The organism is Rhizobium sp. USDA 4016 (genome assembly GCF_056279705.1).
The window spans coordinates 3,962,017-3,975,000 of the sequence record NZ_JBWCCY010000004.1; the positions used below are offsets into that span (position 1 = coordinate 3,962,017).

Annotated in this window: 8 protein-coding genes, 1 tRNA gene and 2 rRNA genes (1 of these 11 only partly in view); 7 read left to right on the forward strand and 4 right to left on the reverse strand. The window is 59.9% G+C overall.

The window, feature by feature from the left end:
* The first annotated feature begins 239 nt into the window (after positions 1–239).
* The 7 genes from ACZ9DP_RS35455 to ACZ9DP_RS35485 all read left to right on the forward strand — a co-directional run bounded on the left by ACZ9DP_RS35455 (position 240) and on the right by ACZ9DP_RS35485 (position 9,607).
* Complete coding sequence (locus ACZ9DP_RS35455; protein ID WP_239597206.1) at positions 240–899, forward strand: calcium-binding protein; 660 nt, start codon at positions 240–242, stop codon at positions 897–899.
* 64 nt (positions 900–963) lie between these two features.
* Positions 964–3,213, forward strand: a complete 2,250-nt coding sequence (locus tag ACZ9DP_RS35460) for a glycosyltransferase family 2 protein (RefSeq protein ID WP_476205180.1) — start codon at positions 964–966, stop codon at positions 3,211–3,213.
* Positions 3,210–4,049 (forward strand): class I SAM-dependent methyltransferase, encoded by an 840-nt coding sequence (locus ACZ9DP_RS35465; RefSeq protein WP_476205181.1) that lies wholly within the window; start codon positions 3,210–3,212, stop codon positions 4,047–4,049. The genes ACZ9DP_RS35460 and ACZ9DP_RS35465 overlap by 4 nt, the downstream gene beginning before the upstream one ends.
* Positions 4,046–5,308, forward strand: coding sequence for a glycosyltransferase family 4 protein (locus ACZ9DP_RS35470; RefSeq protein ID WP_239597201.1), 1,263 nt, complete (start codon positions 4,046–4,048; stop codon positions 5,306–5,308). The genes ACZ9DP_RS35465 and ACZ9DP_RS35470 overlap by 4 nt, the downstream gene beginning before the upstream one ends.
* The gene (locus ACZ9DP_RS35475; RefSeq protein WP_074062627.1) at positions 5,305–6,036 is read left to right on the forward strand and encodes a hypothetical protein; all 732 of its coding nucleotides are present in this window, start codon (positions 5,305–5,307) and stop codon (positions 6,034–6,036) included. The genes ACZ9DP_RS35470 and ACZ9DP_RS35475 overlap by 4 nt, the downstream gene beginning before the upstream one ends.
* Before the next feature lie 86 nt (positions 6,037–6,122).
* Positions 6,123–8,291, forward strand: coding sequence for a glycosyltransferase family 2 protein (locus tag ACZ9DP_RS35480; RefSeq protein WP_476205182.1), 2,169 nt, complete (start codon positions 6,123–6,125; stop codon positions 8,289–8,291).
* Positions 8,288–9,607, forward strand: a complete 1,320-nt coding sequence (locus tag ACZ9DP_RS35485) for a glycosyltransferase family 4 protein (RefSeq protein WP_239597196.1) — start codon at positions 8,288–8,290, stop codon at positions 9,605–9,607. Before ACZ9DP_RS35480 ends, ACZ9DP_RS35485 begins: the two co-directional genes overlap by 4 nt.
* A 243-nt stretch (positions 9,608–9,850) precedes the next feature.
* Here the strand turns inward: ACZ9DP_RS35485 and ACZ9DP_RS35490 are convergent, their stop codons facing one another.
* From ACZ9DP_RS35490 to ACZ9DP_RS35505, 4 genes are all read right to left on the reverse strand, one after another.
* Complete coding sequence (locus ACZ9DP_RS35490; protein ID WP_476205183.1) at positions 9,851–10,807, reverse strand: hypothetical protein; 957 nt, start codon at positions 10,805–10,807, stop codon at positions 9,851–9,853.
* A gap of 572 nt (positions 10,808–11,379) precedes the next feature.
* Positions 11,380–11,456, reverse strand: a tRNA-Met gene (locus ACZ9DP_RS35495).
* Between the two features lie 110 nt (positions 11,457–11,566).
* Positions 11,567–11,681, reverse strand: a 5S ribosomal RNA gene (gene rrf, locus ACZ9DP_RS35500).
* A 131-nt stretch (positions 11,682–11,812) separates the two neighbouring features.
* Positions 11,813–12,984, reverse strand: a 23S ribosomal RNA gene (locus tag ACZ9DP_RS35505); it runs 1,771 nt beyond the window's last position.

The window sequence follows — 12,984 nt, forward strand, 5'->3', positions numbered from 1 at the left end:
AATTATTTCAAATTTTGAAGTTATTCAAAAGTAAAATATTTGCATATTACTTTATTATCCCGGACATTATCGAAACAATGTGCCAATAATATTCAATTTGGGAAATATATTTCTCAAGACAGGACATTTTAGATTCAAGATATGTTGCACTTCGGTTTTTTGCAGTGCACATTTCAGGCGCGAAATCGTCGCACCCTGCGCCGAGACGCATGAATATCAAATCCGAAGAGGAGAGGCAGATGGCCACATTGGAAGGCGGAGCATACGACGATGCGCTGTTCGGCTCCCGCTTTAACGACTTCATTCGCGCCCATGGGGGCGCTGATTTCGTGAGCGGCGGCAACGGGCACGACCTCGTGTTCGGTGACGACGGTGACGACCTGCTGTTCGGCGGAAAGGGAAACGATTCCCTGTTCGGCGGCGATGACAGCGACTTGTTGAACGGTGAAAACGGGAACGACAACCTCGTCGGCGGCTGGGGTGATGATCTTCTATTCGGCGACAAGGGCAACGACACCCTGCTCGGCGGCCAGGGAAGCGACCTCCTGTCCGGCGGCAAGGGCGCCGATATACTTTATGGCGGCGATGGTGCTGACATCATTGATGGCGGTGCTGGCAACGACGTCCTGGCAGGCGGTGCTGGCCACGACATCTTTGTCTTCGACGGCGGCGGCGGGAATGACGTCATCCTCGACTTTAACGCTGGCGAGGATCTGCTGCAGATCTCGAAGGGCATCAATGGCCTCGACGTGTCTTCGCCCGAAGACCTGGCCTCGCGTGTCACGCAGGTGGGGGGCAATGTCGTCGTGGATCTCGGCCATGGCGATACGCTCACATTGGTAAATGTCGATGCCGACGACATCCATGCCAATCCCGAGAACTACTTCACCGTTCACTGAATATGACTTCTGTGCGCCCTGCCTCCTCCCGTGGGGCGCGCAACTCCGATCCAGAGGATAGCGTGTGACGTTCGACGAATCGATAGACGCCACTGGCGTTTTCAGAAACGCAAAGATCTTTCGGCTCGGCGCGGAGCTGGCCGTCCTTATCTGGGATCTCCCCCCGTCCCTTCCCGCCACCACAAAGTGCCTGTTGTCCATGGACCAGTCACCGATACCGCTCGTCAGCATGATGCTGCCTCTTGGCAACGGAAGGCAACGAATGTTCTGGGCGATGAGACCGGAAAAGCAGCCGGTGAGTGTCGGCATTTGCACGGAACACGGCAGCACCGCCGAAACCATCGTGATGCATCCGGCGCGCACGCTGGTGCCCCTCGATGTGGAGACACTGTTTGCGGATCTCGCGCCGGATGCCCGCATCAAGTTCGTCAACAACCTGCTGACCGTGTGGCGAAGCGCCTTTCGCATCGCCAGCGACCATCTTTTCAACATGGTGGTCGAAGACGCCCTTCACGCGCTCGTGCCCCAACCGCAGGCCGCCAGCATCGTCTGCCAGATTGCGCGGGGAAGCCATCTGATTGAGACGGCTATCAATCCGGATCTTGGCGACATCACAGCGATCTATGCGATCGGCGCAGCTTCGATTACACGCATGGCCGTAAGACTTGTTCGCGGACGCAACGCGAAAAACGGCATGCAATCGTGCCATTTCATCGCAGAAGTGCCTTCCCCTCCGTTTCTCATCGTCCTCCTGAGCAAGAACGGCGTCGCCATTCGCCAGCTTGCTGACAGCAAGCCTCGCCATCCCAGTCTTCAGAGTTGGTGGGGCAAAAACCTTGAGGCGGTGGAACTGCGCGAAATGATTGTCCGTCGACTCGCCACGTTGCCGGAAAGCGGCGCCGCCACGGCGATCGACCTTCAAGTTCGTGCACCACTGGCGTCAAGTCGGATTGCCAAGTCATCGATGCATCCGTCCGGCGAGGTCGATCTCGCTCTGGCGCTCGACGACGGTCTGCTTGCCGGCGGCTGGTTCCATGCGCCGTCATCCGCGTTCGCCGGCATCGACTACGTCAAGGAGGACGGCACGGCCGTGCCGCTCGACGCCAACAGCTACGAATTTCCGGCATGGGCGCAAGGGGAGGATGAGAAGAGCAAGACCGATGTGACCGGTTTCGTTGCCTGGGTCCCGCTGCCGGAATCCCCCGGGCCGCTCCTGCAACCGCGATTTCAGATGCGCCTTGCCTCGGGAGCGGTCAGGCCGCTGATACCGACGCCACAGCCTTTCGAGCCCGCGACACAACGAAACCATGTCCTGCGCGCCGTGCCGCCACAGCATGCGGTCGACGGTGCCTTCCGCACGATTCTCGCCCCTGCCCTGCAGGACATAGAACGACGATTGGGCAAGACCATAGAGGTCGACAGCACGAAGGACTACAGCTTGCCCAAAAGCGCACCCCTCGTTTCCATTGTCGTGCCCCTCTATCGGGTTCTCGATTTCCTGCGCTTCCAACTGTCGGGGATGGCCACGGATCCATGGCTCGCAGCCAACGCGGAGGTCATCTATGTCCTCGATTCACCGGAAATCCAGGATCAGACGGAGCACCTGCTGGGCGGCCTGCACCTCCTGCACGGGCTGCCGATGAAGTTGGTGGTTATGAATCGCAACGGCGGCTATGCGCGTGCTTGCAATGCCGGCGCGCGTTTTGCACGCGGCGCCATACTGGTCATGCTCAATTCAGATGTCGTGCCTTGCGCGCCAGGCTGGCTTCAGGTGTTGTCGCGAGCGCTTTTGAAAAGGAACGAGCTGGGTGCCGTCGGCCCGAAACTGATCTACGAAGACGGATCGCTGCAGCACGCTGGACTGTACTTCGGCCGCGACCAGCGCGGGATCTGGCTGAACCACCATTTCCACAAGGGCATGCCTGGCGACTACGTGCCTGCGCAACAAGCCCGCGACGTCCCTGGCGTTACCGGCGCTTGCCTTGTGACCCGCAGAGACACCTACGAGCGCGTTGGCGGGTACACCGAGGACTACGTGATCGGCGACTACGAGGACAGCGACCTGTGCCTCAAGATCCGTCGCGTCGGGCTCCAGATTGCCTATGAGCCGGCAGCGTGCCTGTATCATTTCGAGCGTCGCTCGATCCGCCGCAGCCAGGACTACATGCGCGGCGTTGCAAGCCAATACAATTCATGGCTGCACACGCAGCGCTGGGAGGAGGATATCGCCGAACTGATGGCGAACCTGTTCGATAGGGACCACGATCGACCCGCCGCGGCGGGTGTGAGAATCCGGAAGAGGAACGCAGCGTGACTCATGCGGCACTCCTGCACCCCACCAAGCCGGCCCAGCTAATCGATGAAGACCGTGTTCGCTGGCTAATCGAATCTGTTCGGGGCAATCGTTTTCTTCCGCAACCGGAATCCACCAACGTCTTCGTGGGAGACGGGGATTTTCGCGCGATAGGAGCGGAGTTTCTCGGTTATTTCATTCGCATCGGCGGCCTGCGCGAAGACAGCCGCGTTCTCGACATCGGGTGCGGCATCGGCCGGATGGCCGTGCCGCTTACCCAATATCTCGATCCGAAAACGAGCCGCTACGATGGTGTCGATCCAGTCGAGAGCGGTATTGGCTGGTGCCAGCGCACGATTGCGCCTGCCTACCCCAATTTCGCCTTCCGGCAACTGGACATCGCTCACGAGCTGTACAATCCGAACGGCAAGATCAGCGGGATGGCCTTGACGCTTCCTTTTCCGGATCGCCATTTCGACTTCGTCATCATGACGTCCGTGGTCACTCATCTGCCGCCCGCGGAGGTCCTTGTCTACCTCGCCGAGGTCTGCAGGATCCTGTCACCCGGCGGGCGCCTGTTCATGACCGCGTTCGTGGTCGACCGGATCGCGGCGGCAAACGAACACGGGCGGCGCGATCCGCGTCTCCCCTTCCGCCGCTATGGCGAAAGCCCATGCTGGTTCGTACCCAACCAGCCACCGCTTGCCGCGGTCGGTTTCGAAGACGGCTTTCTGGACAAGGCGCTCGAACGGGCCGGCCTTTCCGTCGCTTTGAAATCGCTTGGCCATTGGCGCGGCACCAACGCGGGCCACCATCAGGACTTCATCGTGGCGAAGCGCCGGGGAAATGGTCGATGAGCAAGCGTATTCTGGTGGCAGCCCACAACCATCCGTCCCTTCACCCGGGTGGAACGGAGATATTTGCTCACGACTTGTTCCGCGCCTACCAGCGCGAGGGGCACGAAGCCCTGTTTCTCGGCGCCACGAACCAAATTCACCGCGAAGCCAGACCGGGCACGAGCTTTCAGAGCATCGGCTCGGCGGGAGATGAGGTCCTGCTGTGGTCCGGACACTTCGATCGCTTCTTCATGAGTCAGATCGACCTTTATGGTGTTGTGCCGGACATAGCGGAGTTGCTGCGCGATTTCCGGCCAGATGTGGTTCACCTCCATCACCTGCTGCTGCTTGGCGCCGAGTTCCCTCATATCGTCCGCCGCACCTTACCCCACTGCCAGATCGTCATGACGCTCCATGACTACTATCCCATTTGCCACCACGAGGGCCTGATGGTACGCACCGGCAGCAAGGAGCTTTGTCACCAAGCAAGCCCGGACCGCTGCCATGGCTGTTTCAAGGACATTCCGCTCGATCGCTTTGCCTTGCGCGAACGCCACCTCAAGGCCCTGCTGAGCACGGTTGACCACTTCGTCTCGCCAAGCGCTTTTTTACGGGAACGCTTCGTGCGGTGGGGACTGGACGAAGGTGCGATTAGCATCATTCCCAATGGTATCCCCACCCGAAATGCCGGCGCGCGAAGGGAGCTGCTCCAGGGCGGAAGACCGGTCTTCGGATATTTCGGAAATCTCAACCCCTGGAAGGGGGTGACCGTATTGCTCGACGCGGCGCGCCAGCTTCTGGCCGATGGCCTTGATTTCGAACTCCGCATCCATGGCGGAGCGCCTTTCCAGAGCGAGGCCTTCGTCGATGAGATCAATCGGCGCTTTGCCGAAACGTCAGAATCGGTGCAGTCCAGAGGCCCCTATCGACGCGAAGATATTGGCGATCTGGTGGCCGCGGTCGATTGCACCATAGTTCCTTCCGTCTGGTGGGAGAACGCGCCGCTTGTCATTCAGGAAGCCCAGGCTCAAGGCCGTCCGGTCATCGCCAGCAATATCGGAGGAATGGCTGAGATGATCGAGCATGGCGTCAACGGCCTGACTGTTCCACCCAACGATGCCCGAGCGCTCGCCGCGGCGATGCGGAACATAGTGGAAGAGCCGAACCTGCTGCACCGGCTCTCCGAAAACGCTCGCAAGCCCGACGACATCGACACGACCGCCCGCCGCTACCTCAAGTGGATGGAGACGGCACAGGCTCAGGCATTGGAGAGCTTATGACCAGTCCCGCTGAACGACCGGATGCCGCATCCGAACAGGACAACGCCAAGCCGATGAACGGCCGGGTGGATGCCGTTGACATGGGCCGGATCTTCGGCTGGGCATTCGACCCGATGGCGCCGGATCAACGGCTGACCATTCGTGTCCTCCTCGATGGCAAGGTGATTGCCGAGGCTGTTGCCGACCGCAATCGTCCCGACTTGCGTCGCAACGGTATCGGCGACGGCAAACACGCATTTGAGATCGCGCTGCCCGATCCCGTCCATTCTCGGGCGAACGATATTGTCGTCATGGCGCGGAATGGAAGCGGTTCCGAGCAGGCCCTGCGCGTTCCCCAGCCAGACGAGCAGGCGGCCGAGGCTCTTATCGCCGCACCGCTGGCGAAAGTGCTCGATAAGCTCGATTTGCTGATGGCGGCGCAGCGGCAGTTGCAGGTCTCACAGCGCTCGCTGCAGCGCGCACCGGAAATCGACGCCGACAAGACCGAGACCGCCGGGCCCACCGATGTCAGCAAGGCCGTCGAAAGCCTCAAGGTGGATATGAGCCAACGGCTGAATGATTTCGACGTCCACCTGATGCGGCTGGATGGAGTTGTGGCAGGAATGGAGAAGAACCTGAATGCGTTGCGGAAGCGTGCGAACGGCGAAATAAAGCCCCTGCTGCTGCTGCTGTTCGTTCTCGTGGGATTTGCCGCGGGCGCCAGCCTTACGCTGGTTGCCAGAATCTGATCCAGGGAGGGTAAAGCGTGCTGGTGAGAGAACAATCCCCCGCTGTCATTAGTCCCTCGGCAGGCGGGCATGGGGCGAGCAGGGCAATGCGTTTTGGAAGGGTTATCGGTTGCCGCGTCGACGAGACAACCTGGCTGATCATCGGCCTCGGCCGTGTCACGGCCGGCGACGTGGTGGTCGGCCTCGGTGAGGATCAAGCAGTCACGTCAAGCTTGTTTGTCTCGGAATGGCGATTGGCCGCATCCTCACCGCGGGCCAAGCACGGCTTCGCGGCGCTCCTTCCGGATGTGGGGACGGACCTGGCCATGACCACGATCCGGTTCGGAGAGGAGGAGACGGGCGCACGCTACGTCTTTGCGCCCCGGCTTGCCTCCCCGGAGGAAGCAGCCGCGCTTGTGGTCGAGTCCGCGGGATCTCAGTCAGCCGCGGTCGTCGACCAGCTCGTGGACGCTCTGATGGTCGGCAATGTCACCCGCCGCAAACTTCTGACCATAGCGGCGCTTTTGCAGTCGGCCCACGCCAGCGATGGGTTTATCGAGTTGATTGGCGAGAGCCATGATGGCGCGACATTCCTGCAGGGCTGGAGCCGCGCCATGGCGCCGGGGCCTTGCCGGGTGTCCGTGGTCGGCAACGTGACACCGGTGGTCGCGGAGTGCGGTATCGCCATCTTTCCTCGCCCGGACGCACCCGATGGCGCCTCTGGTTTTGTCGGCCTTCTCAAGTCCAGCCAGGCTGCCCTCGGCCTCGACATCGAAGGTCTGGTCTTTCGGGGGCGCGCCGGTTGGAGGTATGTTGCGGTCCACCCTCGAAAGCGCATCGCCGGCCCTCTGGAAACGCCCGAACATATCAGGTCGGTTCTGCTGCGGACCCATGGCGCGCCGGACGTGCTCCTGTCCCTGCGAGCAGCCGCCAACAGTTTTGAGGGCAAAGAAACGGTCTCCAGCCTGCCGTATCCCGTCCGGATGGGTATAGACAGCACATTTGAGGCCGATGGAGGAAACCTTCTCGTCTCCGGCTGGCTTTATGACCCCGACGGCCACGTCGCAACGGTAAGACTGCGTCGAGGAGATGCCGCCGCTGGCCTCGACGAACGCTGGGCGCGCTTCGATCGCCCCGATGTCACGGACAGTTTCAACGACCAGCAGCACTTCACGCCGAGCTTTCGGAGCGAACAGAGCGCGCATGGCTTCGTCGCCCACGTCCAATTGCCCAATGAAGATCCTGGTGCGCCCCTCTACTTCGAACTAACCCTGCACGATTCGCGCCGTGCGTTTCTGCCAGTGAAACCAACGCGGGTTTCTGCGCGCTTGGCGGCATTGCGCCAGATCGGCTCCATCGATCCGGCAAACTGTGCGCTGCCGGCGATAGTCGATTCACAAATTGTCCCGTTCCTCGGACAATCCGGAAGGTTAACGCCGGTTATCGAGACAACCCTCGATGCCGGCTCCTTCGATGAGGAAAACAGCCCGCCAATCGTCATCGGCGCCGGGGAGGGCGAGGAGGACATTTCCCCGCTGCTGGCCTTGCTTGCGCTCGATCCGGAGACGCGGCACACGCCGATCGTGATCGCCATGCCCGCGGAGCGGTTTCGCAGGCAGGCTGCTCGCCTCAGGGAACTCGCGCGGTTCTATAGCCTTTCGGCCAGGCTGGTATCGGTGAAGGGAACAGGCGACGTCCACGACATGCTGGAAGCCGGCACGCAAGCACTCTCCTGTGAAACGGTCGTGTCGCTCTCCGCTTCACTGATCCCGCGCGGGAAAGGCTGGTATGGCAAGCTCTTGGCCACGGCCGCGACGCTCAAAGGAAGCATTGTCTCGCCCGTCCTGGTTTACGAGGACCATTCCATTCGCTGGGCCGGAAGCTGGATCGATGACGGCAACTGCGACGAACCGGTCGTGGGCCGCTTTGCTGGATATCCTCTCAAAGCGGTTGCCGAGATGAAGCTGACCCGTATCGCGGCGGCCTCGCTCGAGTGCTGCGTCATGCCTCGCGATGCCCTGTTGCGCGCCGGCGGCTTTTCCGGCGGCTATCTGGGCGCGCAGGAAAAGGGTCTGGATCTCGGCCTCCGTCTCAGCCGCTCCGGGTTTGACTCCTATTTGCTGCCATCGGTGCAGATGTGGGGCTGCGACGACGCAGGCAACGGTGATAGTCCAGCGATGGCGGCTCTGGTGGAAGAGATCGATCGAAAGATCTTCAAGAGCCAATGGTTGCCTATCCTCACCGTTGAAAAGCAACCGGAAAGGAGGCCCGCATGAGCGAGCAGCTTCGCGTCCTTGTCGTCTCGCATGCGCATCCGACGGTTTCGCTCGGTGGGGCGGAAATCGCCTCTTACAACCTGCATCGCGGCCTGAACGCATTGCCTAACGTGCAATCGGTTTACCTGGCCCGGGTCGGCCATCCGGTCCCGCGACATGCCTCGTCCGCGCTGATGAGCCTTCGCCTTGCCGAGGATGAGTTGCTGTTCCACGCGGACGACTACGACCATTTCTTTTTGTCCAATGGCGATACCCAGGCAATCAGCCGAGACCTGTTGCGTTTCGCACGCGATCTCAGGCCCCATGTCGTGCATTTCCATCACGTTCTGGGCATTGGCCTTGAAGCCCTCTATGCCCTTAGAGAAGCATTCCCGCACACGGCGATACTCGTCACGTTCCACGAGTACCTTTCGATCTGCCACAATCACGGGCAGATGGTAAGACGGCCTTCCGGTCAGCTCTGCGAAACAGCGTCCCCCGTCGCCTGCCACGGCTGCTTTCCCGACATCCCCGTCTCACGCTTCCTGAAGCGAGAGCTGTTTGCGCGCGGGATGCTTGGCCTTGCCGACGCTTTCGTCTCCCCCAGCCGGTTTCTGGCGGAGCGCTACGTCGCATGGGGGATCGAAAAGGACAAGCTCAGCGTGATCGAGAACGGCATCACCGTAGAAACAGCTGCGCCCGCGCGAGAAGCCCAAGGTACAAGCCCGCGCCGCAACCGCTTTGCCTATTTCGGACAAATGACGCCGTTCAAGGGGGCCGACCTCCTGATCGACGCCGTTTCGCGCATCCCGAAGGAGATATGGGGCGAAGACTCCTGCCTGATGATCTTCGGCGGCAACCTCGAGCGACAGCCGATCGAATTCCAGGAGCGGATGAAGAAGCTCATCGCAGACGCAGGCCACCGCGTCCGTTTCTACGGCGCTTACCAGAACGCGGACCTGCCGCGTCTCATGCGTTCGGTCGACTGGGTGGTTATGCCGTCCGTCTGGTGGGAAAACTCGCCCATCGTGATCCAGGAGGCCCTGCTCCACCGTAGGCCGATGATCTGCTCCGACATCGGGGGGATGGCCGAGAAGGTGCGTGACGGAAAAGACGGCCTGCACTTTCGCGCAGGCAGCAGCCAGGACCTCGCGGACCGCATCGTCGAAGTCTTGGATGATAGTCAAATCTGGGGGCGGCTGCGCGTTTCCATGCGACAGCCCGCCGACCGCCTCGCCTGCGCGCAAGAACACGTCAAACTCTATCGCGCGCTGCTGCGGCGGAAGCTGGATGCGGCGATGACCGAGAGCCCCCCGCTTCTCGCGCACTCGCTTTAACGAGGCTGGCCCTGTGAAGCGCTGAAAGCGCTTCGACGAAGAGAGGTTCGATCAACCGAACTCTTGAGAAGCCGTTCGCAAGGTCGCACGGAAGGCTCCCTACATGCACACGAAAGTCCGCAAGACCATCATCCCGCCGCCGGTTTGGAACAAGGATGCTGCCGGCAACCATGAGCGTTGGACCTGAAATAGCTGTCACTCTTCAGCAAGGCCATCTTGTCGAGTGGCTCGGCAACATTCGGATCACAATTGCGCGGCGTCCTCCGCCCCGAGGCGGCGCGCGATACGGCCGTCCAGTTCCGCTAACCGGCGGGCGAAACCAGGATTCTCCGGCTGATATGTCATGGCGTCCACAAGCATGGTGCGCGCCGTCGCAAGCTCACCGTCGAGAATGTGGCGGTTGGCCCGATGATAGAGGAAGTTTGCTCGCTCGACCGCAGAGAAAGCCGATCCGAAGCGTGCATGAAACCGGTCGGCCCAGGCCCGATGCCGGGCGATCGCCGTCACAGCGATCTGATAGGGCCGCATCGGCGCCATGACTCGGGCTGTGCGAGCCAGAGCGCGTAGACCCGGAAGATCGTCTTCGCGGCAGGCTTCGATCAGCGACAGGGCGCGTGCCGTTCCGGTGAACGCCCGAACGGTGCCATGGCCTGTCATGTGGACCGGCACGAGGTGCGTCCTCGCCTGCAGCGTCGCGATTCGAACCGCGTGCTGGTGATCGACGGCGTGGAACGGATCGAAGAACAGATAGGCCCGGCCAGTTGCGTGATCAGGCGCGATCCCCATATTGGCGTGGAGGCCGGGCGAGAAATGGCTTGCAAACCTGCCATCGAAAGGAACGGCCTTCGGATCGATCGAGATCTGAGGGCAAAAAGCGATGGCAACGGCAGCGTTGAAGCGCCTTCGGTACCGCAACGCCGCGTAGCCGCCCTGCGAGTGCCCGTAAAGGATCCGCTCCGGTGCTGCGCGGAGGATGGGCGCGGTCGCCTCGACCGCCTTGACGACGCTCGCCGCCGGAAACCAGTTCGGCCGTCGGCTGATGAAGCCAAGCGCCGAAACGTCAGCTTTCTCGCAGAACCGCTGCCCCCAGAAGCGGCTGCCGTTCGCCTTCATTTCCATCTCGTTAAAGGTGACGAGAAGATAGGGAGATGATCCTGAATGGTGTATCACCTCCAAATTCTCATCTGAAAATACGAGCATGCGGCGATCCATCAGCAATTACGGAAAAATATACTTCAATATTTGAAATATACTGTCGATAATGAAAATATGCGTAAAAACAGACTTGAAATCAACTCCGGATTTATACCCGCGCGTGACGTTATATTTCTTAATCGCTTACTCCGCGTTACAGAAGAGGCTTATCCAGCTTGCCGAGGTATTACCCACGTCCAGCGTTCACGCATGACGTGTCTCTCCCGCACGCGGCTTTACTTGAGAAGAGAGAGACAGGCCTAGTTGCGACGACGCAGGAAAGCCCTCCGGTGAGGACGCTTAGGCCCTGCAACGCAGCAAGCAGCAACTGGAGCAAATGATCGACGCCTTGCCCATCAACAATTCCAGGGAATCAGGTGACGTTGAACATCACCAGCCTGCCATGACCGCCTCCTTCAGAGAATTTGCAGAACCTTCAGCACACTACCGGCAAAATGTCCGTCTTGGCGGCTGAGGTGGCTCTGGTCTTTCGAGGGTTGGCCAACCCGATTTTCGGGCATTTGAACGCAAAAAGGGCTCCGAGTTTCCTCGAAGCCCATTGAATTTGTCGTAAGCTTTGGTTGCGGGGGCAGGATTTGAACCTGCGGCCTTCAGGTTATGAGCCTGACGAGCTACCGGGCTGCTCCACCCCGCGTTATTGTTTTTTTGAGCGGAACGGACCGCTGTTGTTGCGGCCGGTTTATATCGGCTTATGGCCGTTGTTTTGTTTTGAGAAGATTGTGATTTTGTTGTTGCGTTTTGCAGACCTGGCGGCGACCGACTCTCCCGCGTCTTGAGACGAAGTACCATGGGCGCTGGGGCGTTTCACGGCCGTGTTCGGAAAGGGAACGGGTGCAGCCACCCCGCCATAACCACCAGGTCAGCGAAGCGCAACGATTTGAGAAGCTGGTGAAGTTTTCACTTCGTTTTGTTGAACACGTCATTGGCGGGGAAGCGCTTGTATGCTGCTTCTTATCGCCTGGCTCATTTTGATGAGCATTGTCAATGAGAACGATCAAGCCGATCGAGCTATTAGTACCGGTAAGCTTCATGCATTGCTGCACTTCCACACCCGGCCTATCAACGTGGTCGTCTTCCACGGCTCTGATAGGGAACACTCGTTTTCAGGTGGGTTTCCCGCTTAGATGCCTTCAGCGGTTATCCCTTCCATATGTAGCTACCCTGCTATGCCCTTGGCAGGACAACAGGTCCACCAGAGATATGTCCATCCCGGTCCTCTCGTACTAGGGACAGATCCTGTCAATATTCCTACACCCACGGCAGATAGGGACCGAACTGTCTCACGACGTTCTGAACCCAGCTCACGTACCGCTTTAATTGGCGAACAGCCAAACCCTTGGGACCTGCTCCAGCCCCAGGATGCGATGAGCCGACATCGAGGTGCCAAACAACCCCGTCGATATGGACTCTTGGGGGTCATCAGCCTGTTATCCCCGGCGTACCTTTTATCCGTTGAGCGATGGCCCTTCCACGCGGGACCACCGGATCACTATGACCGACTTTCGTCTCTGCTCGACTTGTCAGTCTCGCAGTCAGGCGGGCTTATGCCATTGCACTCGACGACCGATTTCCGACCGGTCTGAGCCCACCATCGCGCGCCTCCGTTACTCTTTCGGAGGCGACCGCCCCAGTCAAACTACCCACCATACACTGTCCCGGATCCGGATAACGGACCGCGGTTAGACATCCATGACGATAAGGGTGGTATTTCAAGGATGGCTCCACGGAAACTGGCGTCCCCGCTTCAAAGCCTACCACCTATCCTACACATGCCGACACGAATGCCAGTGTAAAGCTATAGTAAAGGTGCACGGGGTCTTTCCGTCTGACCGCAGGAACCCCGCATCTTCACGGGGAATTCAATTTCACTGAGTCTATGTTGGAGACAGCGGGGAAGTCGTTACGCCATTCGTGCAGGTCGGAACTTACCCGACAAGGAATTTCGCTACCTTAGGACCGTTATAGTTACGGCCGCCGTTTACTGGGGCTTCAGTTCAAAGCTTGCACCTCTCCCTTTAACCTTCCAGCACCGGGCAGGCGTCAGACCCTATACGTCGTATTGCTACTTCGCAGAGCCCTGTGTTTTTGATAAACAGTCGCTACCCCCTGGTCTGTGCCACCCCATCCTGGTTGCCCAAAATGGGGTCACGCTTCTTCCGAAG